The sequence below is a fragment of the Stenotrophomonas hibiscicola ATCC 19867 genome (assembly GCF_000382065.1).
In the GTDB taxonomy this organism is placed as follows: Bacteria; Pseudomonadota; Gammaproteobacteria; order Xanthomonadales; family Xanthomonadaceae; genus Stenotrophomonas; species Stenotrophomonas hibiscicola.
Map to the genome: position 1 here is coordinate 409,979 of NZ_KB907498.1, position 21,562 is coordinate 431,540.

Below are 21,562 nucleotides of genomic sequence, written 5' to 3' on the forward strand. Positions count from 1 at the left end.
GTGCCGACCAACGGTCGGCACCCACCGGACGAAGGCCGTGCCGAGCGCCGGCTCGGCGCTACAGTTCCGGCACATCCCGCCGATACCGCGCAGCAAGTCTTTCAGCATGGTGGATGGCAGGTGGTTCGCACATTTTCGATCGCGGCGATGCTGGTCGCCAGTACGCCGGCCTTGGCCGAACCCAGCAGCTCCCTGCAGATCCGGCTGACCGTGGTCGACTCCTGCAGCGACGACACCGGTGGCGCGCGCTGTACGGCGCCGCACCAGCGCAGCGATACACCCCAGCTGCCATCCCAGGTGCGCGAGCTCGCACCACCGGCGACGGACGAGAACGCAACACCCGCCGTGACCCTCATCTACTGATGCGCGCGCTGCTGATCCTGCTTGCACTGCTGGCGCAGCCGGCTGCGGCGCTTGAGGTGTTGCCTACCACCCTGCAGCTGCCGGCCGAAGGCGGCCGCTCCGAGCTGTGGCTACGCAATCCCGGGCCCGGCCGCTGGCAGGGCCACGTGCAGGTGCTGGCCTGGGATCAGCAGCTGGACGCCGAACGACTGCAGCCCAGCGACCAGATCCGGGTCAGCCCGGCGCGGCTGGATCTCGCCCCGGGCGGTACGCAGCGCGTCTGGCTGCTGCCACGCGATCCGGCCGCGGCAATGGGTGAACAGGCCTACAGGATCGTGCTGACGCCGGCGCTGGCAGGGCTGCCGCGCTACTCGCTACCGCTGTTCCGGGGCGCCGCGGCGCCAGTGCTGCACGCCCGCCTGCAGGGTCGGATCGAGGCCCTGGGGTCGCAGCCTGCGTTGCGACTCAGCAACTGCGGTACGCTGCACGGCCGCCTGCACGACCTGCGCTTCATCGCGGCGGACGGCCAATCGACAGTGCTGGTGGGCGGGCTGGCCGGCTACATCCTCGCCGGCCATGAACGACGCTGGCCCCTGCCCGCCCGCGCGGACAGTTACGCAGGTGGCCGCTTCCGGGCACGCCTGCAGGACGGCCGCGAGGTCGATCTGGCCGCATCTGACCCCGCAATTGCAGCGAGCGCCCGCAGCGAGCTATAATCGTCCGGATTCCTGCCGCCTGCGTGCGCGGGAACCCGTCCACACCGGACGTCACCGGTGAATCCACACCTGCTGCCCCCATCCGTGCCGGGGTGCTCCGCAAGGAGTTCGGCCACGGAGGCAACAGGGAAGCCCAACCCCGGAACCGATCGCGCTTCCACGCGTCCCGCATACCTATTCCCGCGGGCGGAATCGCTGGTTCCATATCAGGAGTATTGCAATGCCCCAGGTCACCATGCGTCAGATGCTGGAAGCCGGCGTCCACTTCGGCCACCAGACCCGCTACTGGAACCCCAAGATGGCTCCGTACATCTTCGGCGCCCGCGGCAAGATCCACATCATCAACCTGGAAAAGACCGTCCCGCTGTTCAATGACGCGATGAACTTCATCTCGTCGGTTGCCCAGAAGCGCGGCACCGTCCTGTTCCTGGGCACCAAGCGCAGCGCCCGCGAAACCATCAAGGAAGAAGCCGAGCGTTGCGGCATGCCGTTCATGAACCAGCGCTGGCTGGGCGGCACCCTGACCAACTTCCGTACCGTCAAGCAGTCGGTTGCCCGCCTGAAGGAACTGGAAGCCGGTGAAACCGACGGCACCTTCGAGAAGCTGGTCAAGCACGAAGTGCTGGGCCTGCGTCGCGAGCGCGACAAGCTGGAAGCCTCGCTGGGCGGCATCAAGGACATGAACCGCCTGCCGGACGCGATCTTCGTGATCGACATCGGCCACGAAGACATCGCGATCAAGGAAGCCAAGAAGCTGGGCATCGCGGTCATCGCCGTGGTCGACACCAACTACAACCCGGAACTGGTTGATTACGCCATCCCGGGCAACGACGACGCCATCCGCGCTGTGCAGCTGTACGCCCGCGCCGCTGCCGACGCCGTGCTGGAAGGCAAGGCTGCTGCTCCGCACGCCGCTTCGGTGCGTGAGGAAGAGTTCGCTGAAGCCGCTGCCGAAGGCGAAGAGAAGCCGGCCCGCCGCGCTCCGGCCAAGAAGGCTGCCAAGAAGGGCGACGACGCCCAGGCCTGATCCAGGCCACAGGGTGGACGCCCGGCGTCCACCCTCCTGCACGCAGCCCTTGGCGCGTGACAGGACCGTGTCACACGGGCCGGCCACCATGCCGGCCCAACCCCTTTCTTTCGTGAGGTAATCCCGTGGAAATCACTGCTTCCCTGGTCAAGGAACTGCGCGAGCGCACCGGCGCCGGCATGATGGAATGCAAGAAGGCGCTTACCGAAGCCAACGGCGACATCAACGCCGCTGCTGAAGCCATGCGCAAGTCCGGCGCTGCCAAGGCCGACAAGAAGGCTGACCGCGTGGCCGCCGAAGGCCGCCTGGGCCTGGCCCAGGATGGCGGCAAGGCCGTGCTGGTCGAAGTCAACTCGGAAACCGACTTCGTCGCCAACGACGACAACTTCAAGACCTTCGTCAACGCCGTCGCCGCTGCCGCCCTGGCATCGGGCGCCAACGACGTGGAAGCCGTGAAGGCTGCCACGCTGGCCGATGGCCGCACCGTTGAAGAAGCCCGCGCCACCGCCGTGCAGACCCTGGGTGAGAACATCCAGATCCGCCGCATGGTCAAGGTCGACACCACCGGCAACATCGGCGCCTACGTCCACACCAACGGCAAGGTCGGCGTGCTGGTTGACCTGATCGGCGGCGACGTCGAGCTGGCCCGCGGCCTGGCCATGCACGTGGCCGCGCTGAAGCCGCCGCACAACAAGGCTGCGGACGTTCCGGCCGACTTCGTCGAAAAGGAAAAGGAAATCGAGCTGGCCAAGATGTCCGAGAAGGACAAGGCCAAGCCGGCCGAGATCCTGGAAAAGATCATCAGCGGCAAGATCAACAAGATCGTCAGCGACGTGACCCTGTACGGCCAGACCTACGTGCTGGGCGACACCACCGTCGAGCAGGTGGTCAAGGCCGCTGGCGCCGATGTGGCTGGCTTCAAGCTGCTGATCGTCGGCGAAGGCATCGAGAAGGTGGTGGAAGACTACGCCGCCGAAGTTGCCAAGGCGATGCAGGTCTGATTCCAGCCCTCCGGCTGTGAAGCGACCAGAAGGAGCCGCGGGAAACCGCGGCTCTTTTTTTGTACCCACTGCATCGGTGGGTGGGCACCGTTGGTGCGCGCACTGACGCCAGGCACAGCCCGATATCAGGGCTCTTTGCGTTGCGCGCGAATCAAGCCGATACTCGGCGCAGGGAATCCACAGTCGCGTAGCAGGAAGGAAAATCGCGGACTGTGATGCATTCCTAGGTATTCTTGTCCTAATGGAATTGAACGACCCGACATGCCTCCCGAGCTGACAGCTGCCCTGGCGCTCTGCCGCAACCTGCCCTCGCCGCCCGGTATTGCCCTGCGCATCATCGAGCTGGCACAGGACCCGGAAGCGGATATCGCCACCGCCGCCGACATCATCGCCATCGACATGGCGCTGAGCGCTCGCATGCTGCGCATCGCCAATTCGCCGCTGTACGCCAGCCGCCGCCGCATCGAGAACCTTGGCCAGGCACTGACCATGCTCGGCCTTAACGCCACAATCAGCCTTGCCCTGGGTTTCACCGTCACCCAGGGCCTGACCGGCGGCGCAGGCGCCGACCACGACCTGCGCCAGCGCGCGTGGAAGCGCAGCATTCTCAGTGCACTGGCCGCCAGCCAGCTGGGCCAGGCCCGCGGCCTGCGCCGGCTGGAGGAACTGATGCTGGCCGGGCTGCTGCAGGACCTGGGCGTGCTGTGCCTTGCCCAGGCCGAATCGGAGCGTTACCTGCCGCTGCTGCGCGAAGCCCGTGACAACACGGACCTGGTCGCCCGCGAACGCGACGCGCTCGGCTGCAGCCACGCCGATGTCGGCGCCTGGGTGGCCGAGCAATGGGGCCTGCCACGCTATCTGGTTGAGAGCATCAGCCACAGCGAGGACGACGACGCCGCCGATTCGCCGTTCCAGGCCTGCGTGCAGCTGTCCGGCGCTGTTGCCGACATCTGGCTGGACGATGACGCCGATGCCGCCCGCGAGCGCGCCCTGCACCACGTGCATGAGCGGCTGGAACTCGACAGCGCCCGTTTCGACCAGGTGCTGACCCGCATCAGCGAGGCCCTGCCGGATATCGCCAGCCTGTTCGAGGCCGGCCTGAACTCGCCCTCGCGGGTCCGCGAGCTGATCGACCACGCGCAGGAGCTGGCCACCCTGCGCAACCTGCGCGAGCTGCAGGATGCCGAGCAGGCACGCCGCCGCGCCGACGAATTCGAGGCGCGGGCCAAGCGCCTGGCTGACCAGGCCCACCGCGACGCCCTGACCGGCGTGCTCAACCGGCGCCAGCTGGAGGCGGTGCTCGAGCAGGAGTTCCTGCGCGCCGGGCGTCAGGGCTGGCCGCTGTCGGTGGCCTTCATCGACCTGGATGACTTCAAGAAGATCAACGACGCCCACGGCCACCTGACCGGCGACGAGGTGCTGCGCGCCTTTGCCGGCAAGCTGCAGGGCCAGCTGCGCCATAGCGATACCGTGGCCCGCTTCGGCGGCGAGGAATTCGTCGCGCTGCTGCCCAATACCAGTGAGTCCGTGGCCCTTGACGTAATCCGGCGCGTACTGGCCAACATCGTCGCCACGCCGATGGCCGAACTGGAGGGAGGGCCGCTGTTCGTCACCTTCTCCGCCGGCGTGGCTACCCAGGGCGGCTACGAGCGCTTTGCCGACGTGCAGGACCTGCTGCGCGCCGCCGACGACGTGCTGTACCGCTCGAAGAACCTGGGCCGTAACCGGGTGATCGCCCGCTCCCCCGGCGCGCTCGGCCACGATGAGCTTTCAGCCACCGCCGGCGCCGAGCTGGGCTGAACGGGACGCCCTGCATGACCGGGGCGGATGGCAGGATTTCGCGCCGCAGTGCACAAAACACTTTGGCCCTACGCCGCATGCGCGTAGAATCCCCCGCGATTTCCACGCACCCGAGGTCCCCATGTCCAAGCTCGCCTATCGCCGCATCCTCCTGAAACTTTCCGGGGAGGCGCTGATGGGAGATGAGGACTACGGCATCGACCCGAAGGTCATCAACCGCCTGGCCCGTGAGGTCATCGAAGCCCAGCAGGCCGGTGCCGAAGTGGCACTGGTGATCGGCGGTGGCAACATCTTCCGCGGCGCCGGCCTGGCCGCTGGCGGCATGGACCGGGTCACCGGCGACCAGATGGGAATGCTGGCCACGGTCATCAACGCCCTGGCCATGCAGGACGCCCTCGAGAAACTGGGCGCCAAGGCCCGCGTGATGAGCGCGATCAAGATCAACGACGTGTGCGAGGACTACATCCGCCGCCGCGCCATCCGCCACCTGGAAAAGGGCCGCCTGGTGATTTTCGCCGCTGGCGTCGGCAGCCCGTTCTTCACCACCGACTCCGGCGCCGCGCTGCGCGCGATCGAGATCGGCGCCGACCTGCTGCTGAAGGCCACCAAGGTCGATGGCGTGTACGACAAGGACCCGAACAAGCACAGCGACGCGGTCCGCTTCGACAGCCTGAGCTACGACGAAGTCATCCGCCGCGGCCTGGAAGTGATGGATACGGCGGCCTTCGCGCTGGCCCGCGACAGCGACCTGCCGATGCGCGTGTTCGACATGGGCCAGCCGGGTGAGCTGCTGAAGATCCTCAGCGGCGCGAACATCGGCACCCTGGTCCAGGGCCGCGACCCGGCCTGAGCCTGAGCGCCAGGCGAGCTCCGGGCCGATTCAGGCCCGGCAGCGTCCCGTATTCGCCTATAATCGCCCGATTCCAGTTACACCCAGGACCCGGCGATGCTCAACGACATCAAGAACAACGCGCAGACGCGCATGGCCAAGAGCATCGACGCTCTGAAGCACACCCTCACCTCGATCCGCACCGGCCGCGCCACCCCGGCCCTGCTGGACCGTGTCACGGTCAGCGCCTATGGCAACGCCAGCACCCCACTGAACCAGGTCGCGTCGATCTCCAACGCCGACGCGCACTCGCTGCTGGTCACGCCGTTCGACAAGGGCATGATCAAGGAGATCGAAAAGGGTCTCTACAACGCCGAATTCACCCCGAACACGCTGGGCACTGCGATCCGCATCAACATGCCGCCGCCGACCGAAGAGCGCCGCAAGGAGCTGGTCAAGCAGGTGCAGAAGGAAGGCGAAGGCGCGAAGATCGCGATCCGCAACATCCGCCAGGACGCGAACAAGGAAATCGCCAAGCTGGTCAAGGACAAGGCGATCAGCGAAGACGAGAAGAAGCGCGGTGAAGACGACATCCAGAAGTTGACCGACACCAACATCAAGGACGTCGACAAGGTCGTTGCCGACAAGGAAAAAGAACTGCTGTCGGTCTGAAGTCGATGCCTTCAGTCCCACCTCCGTTGCCGGCCGCCCTGCCCCGCCACATCGCCATCATCATGGATGGCAATGGGCGCTGGGCACAGCAGCGCCGTCGTCCGCGCGTGATCGGCCACCGGGCCGGCGCGCGCGCGGTCAACCGCACCATCGAGCGCTGCCTTGAACTGGGCATACCGGCGCTGACCCTGTTCGCGTTTTCCAGCGAGAACTGGGGCCGGCCGCAGGAAGAAGTCGATGCCCTGATGAAGCTGTTCCTCGGCGCGCTCGACCGTGAAGTGGACGAGCTGCATCGGCGTGGCGTGCGCGTTCGCTTCATCGGCGAACGCGAGCGCTTCGGTGCAGGGCTGGTCAGCCGCATGCAGCTGGCCGAGCAGCGCACCGCCGACAACACCACCCTGACCCTGTCGATCGCCGCCAGCTACGGCGGCCGCCAGGACATCGCCCGCGCCGCGCGCGCCCTGGCCGTCGAAGTGGCGGCCGGCCGCCTTCTGCCCGAGCAGATCGATGAATCGCTGCTGGGCAGCCAGGTGGCCCTGGCCGACCTGCCACCGCCGGACCTGTTCATCCGCACCGGTGGCGACACCCGCATCAGCAACTTCCTGCTGTGGCAGCTGGCCTATACCGAGCTGTGGTTCACCGATGCCCTGTGGCCGGACTTCGATGCCGGGCAGCTGCAGCAGGCGCTGGACGCGTATGGCAGACGTGAGCGTCGTTTCGGCCTGACCAGCGCCCAGATCGCCGCACTGGCCACCGAGACTTCCAGCCCATGACCAAGATCCGAGTCCTTGCCGCGCTGATCATGGCGCCGGTCGCCATTGCCGCGATCCTGCTGCTGCCGACCCAGTGGCTGGCAGCGGCGGCCGCTGCGGTGCTGCTGATCGGCCTGTGGGAATGGCTGAAGCTGGCCGGCATCGAAGACACCCTGGCGCGTACCGTGCTGCTGGTACTGAACCTGCTGCTGATGGTGCTGCTGGTCTGGGCCGATGGCAGCACGCTGGTGCTGTTCCAGATCACCACCCTGGCCGGCGTGGCCTGGTGGCTGGCCGCGCTGGTCTGGTTGCGCTTCTTCAACTTCGGTGCGCAGCCGTCGGCACCCTCGCGCATCGTGAAGATGCTGGCCGGTACGCTGGCCATCGTTCCGGCCTGGGCTGCGCTGGTGCTGATCCATGCCGGCGGCGATCCGCCGGGCAGGCAGGGCCACCTGTGGCTGCTGGCTGCGCTGGCACTGGTCTGGGCGGCCGATTCGGGCGCCTATTTCGCCGGTCGTCACTTCGGCAAGCACAAGCTGGCCCCACGGATCAGCCCCAACAAGACCTGGGAAGGCCTGTTCGGCGGCCTGCTGGCCGGTGTCGCCGTGGCCCTCGGCCTGGGCTGGCTGGCCGGCATCGACGCCGGGCACCTGCCAGGCCTGCTGATCACCTCGGTGGTGGCCGTGTTCGCCTCGGTGCTGGGTGACCTGTTCGAAAGCCTGATCAAGCGCCACGCCGGCGCCAAGGACTCCGGAAACCTGATTCCGGGCCATGGTGGTGTGCTCGATCGTGTCGACGGTGTCCTGGCTGCCGTGCCGGTGTTCGCACTCGGCAAGGAAATCTTCGGATTCTGACCATGAATGCTGTCGCAGACCTGCGCCGGGTCGCCGTGTTCGGCGCCACCGGCTCGATCGGTGCTTCCACGCTGGACGTGATCGCCCGCCACCCGCACCGCTACCAGGCCACGGTGCTCGCTGCCGGCCGCCAGGTGCAGGCGCTGCTGGCACTGTGCCGCCAGCACAGGCCAGCGCACGCGGTCATCGCCGACGAAGCGCTGTTCACCGAACTGCGCGACGGCCTCCGCGATGCGGGGCTGTCCACCGAGGCGCATGCCGGCCATGCCGCGCTGGACCAGTTGGCCGCCAGTGACGCCTGCGACACCGTGGTCGCCGCGATCGTTGGCGCGGCCGGGCTGTCTTCCACCCTGGCCGCAGCCGCCGCCGGCAAGCGCATCCTGCTGGCCAACAAGGAATCACTGGTACTGGCCGGTGAGCTGCTGACCCGCACTGCTGAACGCGCGGGCGCCGAGATCATCCCGATCGACAGCGAACACAGCGCAATCTTCCAGTGCCTGCGCTCACGCGATGCCAGCGTTGATGGCGCCGGCGTGCGCCGGATCCTGCTGACCGCCTCCGGCGGCCCATTCCGTGGCCGCAGCCGCGACGAACTGGCCCAGGTCACCCCGGCCCAGGCCGTTGCCCACCCGAAATGGTCGATGGGGCCGAAGATCTCGGTCGATTCGGCGACGTTGATGAACAAGGGCCTGGAAGTCATCGAGGCCCACCACCTGTTCGGCGTACCCGGCGAACGCATCGAGGTACTGGTGCACCCGCAGAGCCTGGTCCATTCGCTGGTCGAGTTCGTTGACGGTTCGACCCTGGCACAGATGGGCCTGCCGGACATGCGGACCACCCTCGCCGTTGGCCTGGGCTGGCCGCAACGCATCGAATCGGGCGTGGCCGGGCTGGATCTGCTGGCCCAGGGCCGACTGGATTTCGAGGCCCCGGACACGGACGCGTTCCCCTGCCTGGCGCTGGCCTGGCAGGCCATGCAGGCCGGCGGCACCGCACCGGCCGTGCTGAACGCCGCCAATGAAGAGGCGGTTTCAGCGTTTCTTCAGGGCCGGATCGGTTTCCTGACCATCCCGAAGCTGGTTGCTAACGCTCTTTCAACACTGCCGACCCAGCCAGCCGATACACTGCAGGTCCTGTTGTCCGCCGACCAGCGGGCACGCCAGCTCACCCTGAACGCCATCGACGCCGCCTGAACGACTGCCTCGCCCAGCATGACGCCGCCGCCCCTGCCCGCCATTGTGAGCCTGCATGACTGACTTCATCGGATCGGTCTGGTGGATGATTGTCAGCCTCGGGCTGCTGGTCACGTTCCACGAGTTCGGGCATTACTGGGTCGGGCGCATGTGCGGGGTCAAGATCCTGCGCTTCTCGGTCGGCTTCGGCCGGCCGCTGTGGTCACGCCGGGACAGGCACGGCACCGAGTTCGCCATTGCCGCCATCCCGCTCGGCGGCTACGTGAAGTTCCTCGACGAGCGCGAGGTTGAAGTCCACCCACACGAGCGCGGCCAGGCCTTCAACCACAAGAGTGTCTGGCAGCGCATTGCCATCGTCGCCGCCGGCCCGATCGCAAACCTGCTGCTGTGCATCCTGCTGCTGTGGGCGATGTTCGTGATCGGCAAGCAGGATTATTCGCCGACGGTCGGCCGTGTCAGCGGCATCGCCGCCAGTGCCGGGCTGGCCAGCGGTGACCGCGTGCTGCGCGTGGACGAGCGCCCGGTCGTTACCCTCGGTGAAGCCAGCATGGCGCTGACCGCGGCCGCGATGGACCGCCGCGACGTGAGGCTGGAGGTGCTGGATACGGCTGACCAGGTACGCATGCGCACTCTGCCGCTGTCGCAGCTGCCGGCAGGTTTCGATGAGCGGCGGGTGCCGATCCTGGCCGGCCTGTACTGGCAGTCGTGGCTGCAGCCGGCGCTGGTCGACTCGCTGACGCCGGATTCGGTGGTGGCCGGGCAGCTGCAGCCGGGGGACCTGATCGTGGCCATTGATGGCCAGCGCATCGATGGTGCCGATCAGGTCATCGGCGAGATCCAGACGCTGGGCCGCGCCGGCGGCCCTGGCATGATCGAGGTCCTGCGCGGCGGTGAACGCCTGGCGCTGGAAGTCACCCCGCGCCAGGGCAAGGATTCCAGGGGTGAACCGACCTGGCAGATCGGCGTGCAGTTCCCGACTTCATTCAGCCCTCCCTACGACACCCTGCTTCGCTATGGCCCGCTCGACGCGGTCACCGTGGCCGTGCGCGAAACCGGCCGCCTGGCGGCAGATTCGCTGGGCATGATGGGCCGAATCGTCACCGGCAAGGCCTCGCTGCAGAACGTGTCCGGGCCAGTCACCATCGCCCGGGTAGCCAATGTCTCGGCCAAGCGCGGCCTGGACTGGTTCCTGCAGTTCCTTGCCCTGCTGTCGCTCAGCCTGTGCATCATAAACCTGCTGCCGATCCCGATCTTGGACGGCGGCCACCTGCTGTATTACCTTATCGAGTTGGTCAAGGGCAGCCCGCTGAGCGAGCGTGCCATCGCCGCCGGCCAGTACATCGGCCTGGCGTTGCTGGCCGGGCTGATGGGGTTGGCGTTCTACAACGACATCCTCGGCCTGGTCCCGCGATGAACTTTTCCACGTTGTTGCCGTCTACAGCGTCGGCATCCCGCACCAATGAAATCGACCTTCCTACCGGACGTGACATGACGCGACTCCCCAATCGCCGCCTGCTGGCCCTCGCCCTTGCCGCCGTCACCGGCGCCCCCGCCCTGGCCCAGGCAGCCGAGCCCTTCACTGTCAGCGACATCCGCGTCGACGGCCTGCAGCGCATCAGCTCGGGCACGGTGTTCACCTACCTGCCGGTGGAACGTGGCGAGACGGTCACCGACAGCAAGGTCGGCGAGACGATCCGCGCCCTGTACAAGACCGGCTTCTTCGAGGATGTGCAGCTGGACCGCCAGGGCAGCATCCTGGTAGTGACCGTCAAGGAACGCCCGGCGATCAACAAGCTGACCGTGACCGGCAACAAGGACATCAAGTCCGAGCAGCTGCTCAAGGGCCTGTCCGACATCGGCCTGACCGAGGGCGGCACCTTTGATCGGCTGAGCCTGGACCGCGTGACCCAGGAACTTCGCCGCCAGTACAACGACCGCGGCAAGTACAACGTCGAGATCACCCCCACGGTGAGCCCGCTGGACCGCAACCGCGTGGACATCGCCATCGCCATCAAGGAAGGCAAGGCGGCCAAGATCCGCCACGTCAACCTGGTGGGCACCGAAAAGTTCGAGAGCAAGGACATCCTGGAAACCTGGGAGTCCAAGGAGCACAACTGGGCGTCGTGGTACCGCCGTGACGACCAGTACTCCAAGGAAAAACTGTCCGGCGACCTGGAAAAGCTCAACTCCTGGTACCTGGATCGCGGCTACGTCGATTTCAGCATCGATTCCACCCAGGTCTCGATCAGCCCCGACAAGCGCGACATGTTCCTGACCGCGGGCGTGACCGAGGGTGCGCAGTACAAGATCTCCGAGATCAAGGTCAGCGGCGACACCATCCTCCCGCAGGAGGACGTCGAGCGCATGGTGATCCAGAAGTCCGGCGATACGTTCTCGCGTGCGCTGCTGGAGTTCAGCTCGGACACCATCACCAATTCGCTGTCCAACATCGGCTACGCGTTCGCCAAGGTGAACCCGATCCCGACCACCAACCGCGCCGAGCAGACCGTGGCGATCAACATGCAGGTCGTGCCCGGCCCGCGCGTGTCGGTGCGTCGCATCCTGTTCCGCGGGAACACGCGTACGTCCGACGAAGTGATGCGTCGCGAAATGCGCCAGTTCGAGAACAGCTGGTACTCGCAGGCCGCGATCGATCGTTCCAAGATCCGCCTGCAGCGCTTGGGCTACTTCGAATCGGTGGACGTCGAGACCCCGGCCGTCAGCGGCAGCAACGACCAGGTCGACGTCGTCTACAACGTCAAGGAAACCACCTCGGGCAGCTTCGTGTTCGGCCTGGGTTACTCGCAGTCCTACGGCATGACCACGTCGGTGCAGCTGTCGCAGAACAACTTCCTCGGCGGCGGCAACCGCGTGTCGGTCGAAGCCTCGCGCAGCAGCTACCTGCAGCGTTACGGCTTCAGCTACACCAACCCGTACTTCACCGATGACGGCGTCTCGCTGGGCTACAACCTGTCCTGGCGCGAACTGGACTACTCCGACTTCAACACCGCGCAGTACAACAGCACCAACGGTGCCGCGCAGGTGGTGTTTGGCGTGCCGCTGACCGAGACCGATACCGTCTCGCTGATGTTCGGCATCGACAGCAACCAGATCACCACCTACGAAGGCTCGACCCCGCAGTCGATCATCGACTACATCAACGCCGTCGGTAAGCGCACCTTCCATGCCTGGCGCACCGAGCTGGGCTGGGCGCGCGACTCGCGCAACGACTACTTCATGCCGACCCGCGGTACCTACCAGCGCGTGGGCCTGGAAACCACGCTGCCGGGTTCGACCATCGAGTACTACAAGCTGAACTACCAGATCAGCAAGTACTGGCCGATCATGCCGTCGCTGGTGATCAACACCCGCGCCGAAATCGGCTACGGTGATGCCTACGGCAAGGACTACACCCGTACGCTGACCAATCCGGATGGCACCACCCGCACCGTCACCGCCAGCGGCCTGCCGTTCTTCGAGAACTTCTACGCCGGTGGTACCAACTCGGTACGCGGCTTCGAGGACAACACCCTCGGCCCGCGCGAAGTTACCCGCGGCTACCCAGAAGGCCAGCCGCTGGGTGGCTCGCTGAAGACCGTCGGCTCGGTGGAGGCCTACTTCCCGCGCCTGTTCGACAGCCCGTCGGCGCGCGTGTCGGCCTTCGTCGACTTCGGCAACGTGTATACCGGCGTGGACAACTTCAAGGCCAACGAGCTGCGCGTATCCACCGGTGTGGCCCTGCTGTGGCGCGCCCCGGTCGGCCCGATCTCGATCAGCTACGCCTTCCCGCTGAAGAAGGAAGACGATGACAAGATCGAACGCCTGCAATTCACGTTCGGTGGCCAGTTCTGAGGAACTCTGTTCCTCAGAACTGATCCACCTCCGGTGAATTGCCCGCGCATTTCACCTATCCCCCGCGCCGCTGGCGCGCCCCCCTTAACAAAGGGGGGCTCTCCACCAGACGGGGCGCGAAGCGCCGGGCATTGCCCGGCGTTTTCGTTTTACTTGCTCGCCGCCGCTACTTCCCGCGCTCGCGTGAAATCATCTGGTGATGGCGCAGGGGGCTGACCAGGACCGTTGGCGCCATGGGCCCGAGGCATGCCTCGGGCGGGTTGGGCAGGACCCCCAACCCCGGTCTTGCCGTGTGCGCAGGACAGCGCACACGAGCAAGGCGCCATCGAGCCCCCAGGGATGGGTCTGCGGCGTGTCCTGAGCAGCCCCCTGCGCCATCACCCCGGGACATCAGGCAGGCACCGCTTTTGACCCCGCATGACCGCAATGGCGTCACACGTTAAACTCCCGCCGTGAATACTCCCACCTACACCGCCCAGCAACTCGCCGAGCAGTTCGGCCTGCAGGTCCATGGCGACCCCGCCACCGCCATCCATGGCGTGGCCACCCTCGCCCATGCCGGTCCTGGCCAGCTGACCTTCCTTGCCAACCCGCGCTACCGCGCCCAGCTGGCCGACAGCCAGGCCTCGCTGGTGGTGCTGCGTGCCGAAGACGCCGAGTCCGCTCCCGTCGCCGCGCTCGTCGCCAAGGACCCGTACACCACCTTCGCCAAGATCGCCGCGCTGTTCGACATCGCGCCGACCCGTCCGCCGGGCATCCACCCCAGCGCGGTGATCGACCCCAGTGCCCAGGTTGCGGCCAGCGCGCACATCGGTCCGTTCGTCTCGGTCGGTGCGCGCAGCGTGGTCGGCGAGAACTGCATCATCGGCGCCGGCAGCGTGATCGGCGAGGACTGCAGCCTGGATTCCGGCTGTGAGCTGATCGCCCGGGTCACCCTGGTCACCCGGGTTCGGCTGGGCAAGCGCGTGCGCGTGCATCCCGGTGCCGTGCTCGGCGCCGACGGCTTTGGCCTGGCGATGGACGCCGGCAAGTGGATCAAGGTGCCGCAGCTCGGCGGCGTGCGCATCGGCGACGATTGCGAAATCGGCGCCAACACCTGCGTCGACCGTGGCGCGCTGGAAGACACCGTGCTGGACGAAGACGTACGCCTGGACAACCTGGTGCAGATCGCGCACAACGTGCAGATCGGTGCGCATTCGGCCATCGCCGGTTGCACCGGCATCGCCGGCAGCGCCAAGATCGGCCGCTATTGCCTGCTCGGCGGCCACGTCGGCGTTGTCGGCCACCTCGAGATCTGCGACAAGGTCGTGATCACCGGCAAGTCGGTGGTCCGCAATTCCATCCATGAGCCGGGCGAGTACTCATCCGGCACCCCGTTGACCGACAACCGTACGTGGCGCAAGAACGCCGCGCGTTTCAAGCAGCTGGACGCATTGGCTCGCCGCGTCCTGGCTGCTGGCAAGGAGAAAGAATGAACGATTCGCTGCAGCTTCCGATCGACGTCTGCCAGATCCAGGAGCTGCTTCCACACCGCTACCCGTTCCTGCTGGTGGACCGGGTGCTTGAACTCGACGTCGAGGCCAAGCGGATCCTGGCGCAGAAGAACGTCAGCATCAACGAGCCGTTCTTCCAGGGCCACTTCCCGGGCCGCCCGATCATGCCCGGCGTACTGATCATCGAAGCGCTGGCGCAGGCCGGCGGCGTGATGACCCAGCTCACGCTTGGCCGCGATGCGCAGTCCAAGCTGTTCTACATGGTCAAGGTGGAAAACGCCCGCTTCAACAAGCAGGTCGTCCCCGGCGACGTGCTGATGCTGGACGTGCAGATGAAGCGCCTGATCCGCAACATGGGCTGGTACTACGGCGAAGCCAAGGTCAACGGCGAAGTCGTCGCGTCGGCCGAGGTCATGTGTGCCGGCGCCAAGGGCTGATCCACTGGAGGCAGCAATGACTGACAACGCACCGCGGATCCACCCCACCGCCGTCATCGACCCGGCCGCACGCCTGGCCGACGATGTCCAGGTGGGCGCCTTCACCCTGATCGGCCCCGACGTTGAAATCGGTGCCGGTACGGTGGTGGGCCCCCATTGCAGCATCCACGGCCCGACCCGGATCGGCCGCGACAACCGCTTCGTCGGCCATGCCGCGATCGGTGGCGAGCCGCAGGACAAGAAGTTCGGCGGCGAGCGCACCGAACTGGTGATCGGCGACCGCAACGTGTTCCGCGAGTTCGTCACCCTGAACCGTGGCACCGGCGGCGGCGGCGGCATCACCACCATCGGCAACGACAACTGGATGCTGGCCTACACGCACGTGGCGCACGACTGCCATGTCGGCAACTTCTGCGTGTTCTCCAACAACACCACCCTGGCCGGCCATGTGACCGTGGGCGACTACGTGATCATCAGCGGCTTCGCCGGTGCCCACCAGTTCTGCCGGATCGGCGCGCATGCCTTCCTCGGCATGGGCGCGCTGACCAATGGTGACGTACCGCCGTTCACCATGGTCGGTACTGATTCGCTGGGACGCCCGCGCGGCATCAACAGCGAAGGCCTGAAGCGACGTGGCTTCGACGCTGACCGCATTTCGGCCATCAAGCGTGCCTACCGCACGCTGTACGTGGCGGGCCTGCCGCTGGCAGAGGCCAAGGTGCAGCTGACCGAGCAGGCGCGTGACAGCGACGACGTAAAGGCGATGCTGGACTTCATCGAGCACGCCGAGAGGCCCCTGCTGCGATGAGCAGCACGACCGGCCAGGCGCCGGCCGGCGCCGCAGTGATCCCGCTGGCCTCGATGACCGGCAGCGTCCCGGCGCAACGGGTGCTCAGCGAGCGCCCGTTGCGGATCGCGCTGGTGGCCGGCGAGGCCTCCGGCGATCTGCTCGGTGCGGGCCTGGTCCGCGAACTGAAAGCGCGCTTCCCGAATGCCGAGTTCGCCGGCATCGGTGGCGACGCCATGCGCAGCGCGGGCTGCCAGACCTGGCACGATGCCAGCGAGCTGGCGGTGATGGGCCTGACCGAAGTGCTGCGCCACCTGCCGCGCCTGCTCAAGCTGCGTTCGGCGTTCCGCCAGCGTGCGCTTGACTGGCAGCCGGACGTGTTCATCGGCATCGACGCCCCCGACTTCAACCTGGGTATCGAGCGTTGGCTGAAGCAGCGTGGCGTGCGCACCGTGCATTACGTCAGTCCCTCGGTCTGGGCCTGGCGCGAAAAGCGCGCCGAGAAGATCGGCAGCAGCGCCGACCTGGTGCTGTGCCTGTTCCCGATGGAGCCACCGATCTATGCCAGGCACGGCATCGACGCGCGCTTCGTCGGCCACCCGATGGCCGATGACATTCCGCTGCAGGGCAATCGCGAGGAAGCACGCGCCGCGCTCGGACTGCCGGCCTCGGCCAAGGTGCTGGCAGTGTTGCCGGGCAGCCGCCTGGGCGAGATCTCGCGCCTGGGCGAACCGTTCTTCGAAGCCGCCTGGCAGGTCTCCGAACGCATTCCGGGCCTGCATGTGGTGGTGCCTGCCGCCAACCCGGCCTGCAGGGAACTGATCGAGGAACAGCTGTCGCGCTCGGCGCTGCCGGTGGCCTATTCGCATGTGCTGGATGGCCAGGCGCGCAACGCGATGATCGCCGCCGACGTGGTGGTGCTGGCCTCCGGTACCGCGACCCTGGAGGCCATGCTGGTGAAGCGGCCGATGGTGGTCGGTTACCGCGTCAACGAACTGACCTATCGACTGGTGAAGGCGCTCGGCCTGATCAAGGTCGACCGCTTCGCCCTGCCCAACATCCTGGCCGGGCAGGACCTGGCACCGGAACTGATGCAGCACGACTGCACGCCGGACAAGCTGGCCGCGGCCATCCAGCAGTGGTTCGACCACCCGCAGCGGGTGACCGATCTGCAGGATGCCTACGTGCGCCTGCACGAGCGGCTGCGCCGCAACGCCTCGGCGCGTGCCGCCGACGCCGTTGGCGAACTGCTGATGCGCGACCAGGCACAGGCATGAGCCGCCGTCACGCCGCCGCAGCCAGCCTGACCCTGTTCGACGGTGCGCCCGTGGTCGAGCCGGAGCGCCTGGTCGCTGGCGTCGACGAGGCAGGCCGTGGCCCACTGGCCGGGCCGGTGGCGGTGGCAGCGGTGGTGTTCGACCCGTCGCGACCACGGATCAACGGCCTGGATGACTCCAAGCAGCTGACCGCGGCCCGCCGCGAGCAGCTGCATGACCGCATCATCGAGCGCGCCCTGGCCTGGCATGTGGTGCTGGTGGACGTGGACACCATCGACCGCCTGAACATCTACCAGGCCACCCTGCAGGGCATGCGTGACGTCGTTGCAGCGGTCGCCCATGTGGCCGGCTTCGCGCGCATCGACGGCAACGTGGTGCCCAAGGGCCTGGCACTACCGGCGCAGGCGCTGGTCGGCGGCGATGGCATCGACCGCGCGATCATGGCCGCCTCGATCCTGGCCAAGGTCTCGCGCGACCGCTACATGCAGGAGGTGCATGCCCGCCATCCGAAGTACGGCTTCGAACAGCACAAGGGCTACGGCACCCCGGCCCACCTGGCCGCCCTGCGCGAGCACGGCCCCTGCATGGAGCACCGCCGCAGCTTCGCGCCAGTGCGCGAGTGCCTGGAAGCGCCGGCTGTCGCGGCCATCGCCTGAGCCAGCTGGAGTTGTAGAGCCGAGCCCATGCTCGGCTGCTGTGGACAGCCGAGCATGGGCTCGGCTCTACAGAAGGCGGCCTCCCGCACGCCTGAATCCGGCGCCACGCCGTGCCCCTGTCAAGCCTTGTGGCAACCCCCTGCCCTCGCTACCCTGACCGGGCATTCCAGCGCTTCCCGACCCCGGCGACGAACCTCCGTCAGCACCCGGGGCCCGCGCGCTCCAACCTGGTCCGGCATGTCCAACTCCCGCTTCGTACATCTCCACGTCCACACCGAGTTCTCGCTGGCGGACTCCACCATCCGTGTGCCGGCCAAGCCGGACCAGGCGGACCCGAAGAAGGCCAAGCAGGCCAACCTGCTGTCGCGCTCGGTCGAGCTCGGCCTGCCGGCGCTGGCGGTGACCGACCTCAACAACCTGTTCGCCCTGGTCAAGTTCTACAAGGCCGCCGAAGGCGTGGGCATCAAGCCGATCGCCGGTGCCGACGTGCTGATCGCCGAGGAAGGCCAGGACCCGTGGCGGATGACCCTGCTGTGCCGTGATCGCGAAGGCTACCTGAGCCTGTCGCGGCTGCTGACCCGCGCCTGGATGGAAGGCCATCGCCCCGAAGGCGGCGTAGCCATCCACCCGGACTGGCTGAAGGCCGGCAACGCCAACCTGTTCGCGCTGGCCGGCCGGCAGAGCCTGGCCGGACGCCTGGCGCTGGACGGCAAGCATGAGCTGGCCGAGCAGCAGCTGGCCGACTGGCAACGGGTGTTCGGCGATGGCCTGCACCTGGAGCTGACCCGCACCGGCCGCGAGGGCGAGGAAACCTTCAACCAGTTCGCGCTGATGGCTGCGGGCCAGCGTGGCCTGCCGGTGGTGGCCAGCAATGACGTGCGCTTCCTGTCGCCCTCCGATTTCAGCGCGCATGAGGCGCGCGTGTGCATTTCCACCGGCCGCGTGCTGGACGATCCCAAGCGTCCGCGCGAGTACAGCGACCAGCAGTACCTGAAGTCGGCCGAGGAGATGTGCGCGCTGTTCGCCGACATCCCCGACGCGATCGACAACACGCTGGCGCTGGCCGAGCGCTGCAACATCGAGATGCGGCTGGGCACCTACTTCCTGCCCAACTACCCGGTGCCCGACGACGAAACGCTGGATACCTGGATCCAGAAGATGTCGCGCGAGGGCCTGGAAGAGCGCCTGGAGAAGAATCCGCTGGCGCCGGGCAAGACCCGGGAAGAGTACTTCGAACGCCTGGAGTTCGAGCTCAACACCATCATCAAGATGGGCTTCCCCGGCTACTTCCTGATCGTGGCCGACTTCATCCAATGGGGCAAGAACCAGGGCATTCCGATCGGCCCCGGCCGCGGCTCGGGTGCCGGTTCACTGGTGGCGTGGGCGCTGAAGATCACCGACCTGGATCCGCTGCCGTACAACCTGCTGTTCGAGCGCTTCCTCAATCCGGAACGCGTGTCGATGCCCGACTTCGACATCGACTTCTGCATGGACCGCCGCGACGAGGTGATCGACTACGTCGCGCGCAAGTATGGGCGCGAGCGCGTCAGCCAGATCATCACCTACGGCACCATGGCCGCCAAGGCGGTGGTGCGCGACTCCGGCCGCGTGCTCGGGTTCCCGTACGGCCTGGTCGACGGCGTTTCCAAGTTGATCCCGAACATCCTGGGTATCCACCTGAAGGATGCGCTGGGCAAGGGCAAGGAAGGCCCGAGCTCGGAAATGGCGTCGCCGGAACTGATCCAGCGCTACGAGACCGAGGACGATGTCCGCGACCTGATCGACCTGGCGCTGCAGCTGGAAGACCTGACCCGCAACGCCGGCAAGCACGCCGGCGGCGTGGTGATCGGGCCCGAGCCGCTGAGCGAGTTCTGCCCGCTGTATGCGGAACACGACGAAAATGGGCTCGGCAAGAACCCGGTCACCCAGTTCGACAAGAACGACGTGGAAGAAGTGGGCCTGGTGAAGTTCGACTTCCTCGGCCTGCGCACGCTGACCATCATCGACTGGGCGGTGAAGGCGATCAACAAGCGCCACGAACGCGCGGGCATTCCGCCGGTCGACATTGCCGCGATCCCGCTCGACGATGCGCCCACCTACAAGGACATCTTCGCCAACGGCAACACCGGCGCGGTGTTCCAGTTCGAATCCTCGGGCATGCGCCGCCTGCTGAAGGACGCGCGCCCCGACCGTTTCGAAGACCTGATCGCGCTGGTGTCGCTGTACCGCCCTGGCCCGATGGACCTGATTCCTTCGTTCAACGCGCGCAAGCACGGCCAGGAAGAAATCATCTATCCCGATCCGCGCACCGAAGCGATCCTGAAGGACACCTACGGCATCATGGTGTACCAGGAGCAGGTAATGCAGATGGCGCAGATCGTCGGCGGCTACTCGCTGGGCGGCGCCGACCTGCTGCGCCGCGCGATGGGCAAGAAGGTGCCGGCGGAAATGGCCAAGCACCGTGAGATCTTCCGCGAAGGTGCGGCCAAGGGCGGCGTCGATGGCCCCAAGGCCGACGAGATCTTCGACCTGATGGAGAAGTTCGCCGGCTATGGCTTCAACAAGTCACACGCCGCTGCATACGCACTGGTCAGCTACCAGACCGCGTGGCTGAAGCGCCATTATCCGGCCGAATTCATGGCGGCCACGCTGTCTTCGGACCTGGACAACACCGACAAGGTGGTCGGCTTCCTCGACGAGGTGCGCAACCTCGGCCTGACCGTGCTGCCGCCGAAGGTGAACCAGTCGGCCTTCATGTTCGAAGCGGTCACCCCGGACACGATCCAGTACGGCCTGGGCGCGATCAAGGGCGTGGGCCAGGGCGCCTGCGAAGCGGTGGTCGAGGAACGACTGAAGGGCGGCCCGTTCAAGGATCTGCTGGACTTCTGCACCCGCGTCGGCTCGGCCAAGCTCAACCGGCGCACGCTGGAAGCGATGATCAACTGCGGTGCGCTCGATGAGCTCGGCCGCAACCGTGCCTCGCTGATGCTGCAGTTGCCGGAAGTGATCAAGGCCACTGATCAGATGGCACGCGAGCGTGCGTCCGGACAGAACTCGCTGTTTGGCGGGCCCGACCCGAGCACCGTTTCGATCCAGCTGGACCTGCCAGAAGCCGAAGAATGGCCGTTGCTGCAGCGCCTCAACGGTGAGCGCGACACGCTGGGCTTCTACCTCAGCGGCCACCCGTTCGATCCCTGGCGCGACGATGTGCGCGATCTGGTAGGCAACGACCTGGGTTCGGTGGAGAAAATCTGGAGCGCCAACAGCGGTGGCGGCGGTGGCGGCGAGAAGCGCTGGCGCCCGGAGGTGCAGACCGTGCTGGCAGGCCAGGTGGTCGGCGTGCGCCGCAAGGGCGAAAGCCAGATCTTCATCCAGCTGGAGGATGGCCGCGGCCGCGTCGAGTGCAGTGCGTTCTCTGATGCAATGGCCGAGTTCGGCCACCTGATGACCAAGGACCGCATCCTGGTGGTCAAGGGCGGCCTGCGCGAGGACGAGTTCAACGGTGGCTACGCGCTGCGCATCCGCCAGTGCTGGGACTTCGATGAAGTCTGCGCCAACTACGCCACGCGGCTGTCGCTGCGCCTGGACCTGCGCCAGCAGCGCCCGGTCTGGGAGCGCATCAATGCCCTGCTCGACCGCCATCGCCCGGGGCGCACGCCGCTGCGCCTGGACCTGCTGCTGAAGGGCCCGCAAGGCGGTGTCGCCGGCATGCTCGATGTCTCCGGGCAGAGCGCGGTACGCATCGATTCCAAGCTGATGGAGGCGCTGCGCGCCGACCCGGCCGTACGCACGCTGAAGGTGCGCTACAGCCCGCCGTGGGCCAGCTGAGGCTGGCTCCTTCGTGTTCCTGTTTTCCCGTTCCAACCATCAAGGA

The 21,562-nt window shown here is 66.8% G+C and carries 18 protein-coding genes; all 18 read left to right on the forward strand.

Features of this window, described 5'->3' with window-relative positions:
- The first annotated feature begins 120 nt into the window (after nt 1-120).
- The 18 genes from G370_RS0102110 to dnaE all read left to right on the forward strand — a co-directional run bounded on the left by G370_RS0102110 (nt 121) and on the right by dnaE (nt 21,516).
- A complete protein-coding gene (locus tag G370_RS0102110; RefSeq protein ID WP_238558860.1) occupies nt 121-363 on the forward strand; it encodes a hypothetical protein in 243 nt (80 codons plus the stop codon).
- Complete coding sequence (locus G370_RS0102115; RefSeq protein ID WP_019659118.1) at nt 363-1,058, forward strand: fimbrial biogenesis chaperone; 696 nt, start codon at nt 363-365, stop codon at nt 1,056-1,058. The genes G370_RS0102110 and G370_RS0102115 overlap by 1 nt, the downstream gene beginning before the upstream one ends.
- A 220-nt stretch (nt 1,059-1,278) precedes the next feature.
- On the forward strand, nt 1,279-2,085 hold the full coding sequence (gene rpsB / locus G370_RS0102120) for a 30S ribosomal protein S2 (protein WP_019659119.1): 807 nt from the start codon (nt 1,279-1,281) through the stop codon (nt 2,083-2,085).
- A gap of 125 nt (nt 2,086-2,210) precedes the next feature.
- The gene (gene tsf / locus G370_RS0102125) at nt 2,211-3,086 is read left to right on the forward strand and encodes a translation elongation factor Ts (protein ID WP_019659120.1); all 876 of its coding nucleotides are present in this window, start codon (nt 2,211-2,213) and stop codon (nt 3,084-3,086) included.
- Nucleotides 3,087-3,347: 261 nt separating this feature from the next.
- On the forward strand, nt 3,348-4,886 hold the full coding sequence (locus G370_RS0102130) for a sensor domain-containing diguanylate cyclase (protein ID WP_019659121.1): 1,539 nt from the start codon (nt 3,348-3,350) through the stop codon (nt 4,884-4,886).
- A gap of 121 nt (nt 4,887-5,007) precedes the next feature.
- A complete protein-coding gene (gene pyrH / locus G370_RS0102135; RefSeq protein WP_019659122.1) occupies nt 5,008-5,736 on the forward strand; it encodes a UMP kinase in 729 nt (242 codons plus the stop codon).
- A gap of 96 nt (nt 5,737-5,832) precedes the next feature.
- Nucleotides 5,833-6,387, forward strand: a complete 555-nt coding sequence (gene frr / locus G370_RS0102140) for a ribosome recycling factor (protein WP_019659123.1) — start codon at nt 5,833-5,835, stop codon at nt 6,385-6,387.
- 5 nt (nt 6,388-6,392) lie between these two features.
- Entirely contained in the window at nt 6,393-7,160 is a 768-nt protein-coding gene (gene uppS, locus G370_RS0102145) for a polyprenyl diphosphate synthase (RefSeq protein ID WP_019659124.1), read from the forward strand.
- Complete coding sequence (locus G370_RS0102150; protein WP_019659125.1) at nt 7,157-7,993, forward strand: phosphatidate cytidylyltransferase; 837 nt, start codon at nt 7,157-7,159, stop codon at nt 7,991-7,993. The genes uppS and G370_RS0102150 overlap by 4 nt, the downstream gene beginning before the upstream one ends.
- 2 nt (nt 7,994-7,995) lie before the next feature.
- Entirely contained in the window at nt 7,996-9,186 is a 1,191-nt protein-coding gene (locus tag G370_RS0102155; RefSeq protein ID WP_019659126.1) for a 1-deoxy-D-xylulose-5-phosphate reductoisomerase, read from the forward strand.
- Between the two features lie 55 nt (nt 9,187-9,241).
- The gene (gene rseP, locus G370_RS0102160) at nt 9,242-10,600 is read left to right on the forward strand and encodes an RIP metalloprotease RseP (protein WP_019659127.1); all 1,359 of its coding nucleotides are present in this window, start codon (nt 9,242-9,244) and stop codon (nt 10,598-10,600) included.
- 74 nt (nt 10,601-10,674) lie between these two features.
- On the forward strand, nt 10,675-13,038 hold the full coding sequence (gene bamA, locus G370_RS0102165) for an outer membrane protein assembly factor BamA (protein WP_019659128.1): 2,364 nt from the start codon (nt 10,675-10,677) through the stop codon (nt 13,036-13,038).
- A 452-nt stretch (nt 13,039-13,490) separates the two neighbouring features.
- Nucleotides 13,491-14,513 carry a UDP-3-O-(3-hydroxymyristoyl)glucosamine N-acyltransferase gene (gene lpxD, locus G370_RS0102170; RefSeq protein WP_019659129.1) on the forward strand — a complete coding sequence of 341 codons (1,023 nt, stop codon included), beginning with the start codon at nt 13,491-13,493 and terminating at the stop codon, nt 14,511-14,513.
- On the forward strand, nt 14,510-14,968 hold the full coding sequence (gene fabZ / locus G370_RS0102175; RefSeq protein ID WP_005415845.1) for a 3-hydroxyacyl-ACP dehydratase FabZ: 459 nt from the start codon (nt 14,510-14,512) through the stop codon (nt 14,966-14,968). Before lpxD ends, fabZ begins: the two co-directional genes overlap by 4 nt.
- Nucleotides 14,969-14,984: 16 nt before the next feature.
- Nucleotides 14,985-15,776, forward strand: a complete 792-nt coding sequence (lpxA, locus tag G370_RS0102180; protein ID WP_005415844.1) for an acyl-ACP--UDP-N-acetylglucosamine O-acyltransferase — start codon at nt 14,985-14,987, stop codon at nt 15,774-15,776.
- Nucleotides 15,777-15,829: 53 nt separating this feature from the next.
- Complete coding sequence (gene lpxB, locus G370_RS0102185; protein WP_233654152.1) at nt 15,830-17,032, forward strand: lipid-A-disaccharide synthase; 1,203 nt, start codon at nt 15,830-15,832, stop codon at nt 17,030-17,032.
- On the forward strand, nt 17,029-17,688 hold the full coding sequence (locus G370_RS0102190; RefSeq protein WP_019659131.1) for a ribonuclease HII: 660 nt from the start codon (nt 17,029-17,031) through the stop codon (nt 17,686-17,688). Before lpxB ends, G370_RS0102190 begins: the two co-directional genes overlap by 4 nt.
- 237 nt (nt 17,689-17,925) lie before the next feature.
- The gene (dnaE, locus tag G370_RS0102195; RefSeq protein WP_019659132.1) at nt 17,926-21,516 is read left to right on the forward strand and encodes a DNA polymerase III subunit alpha; all 3,591 of its coding nucleotides are present in this window, start codon (nt 17,926-17,928) and stop codon (nt 21,514-21,516) included.
- The last annotated feature ends 46 nt before the right edge of the window (nt 21,517-21,562 follow it).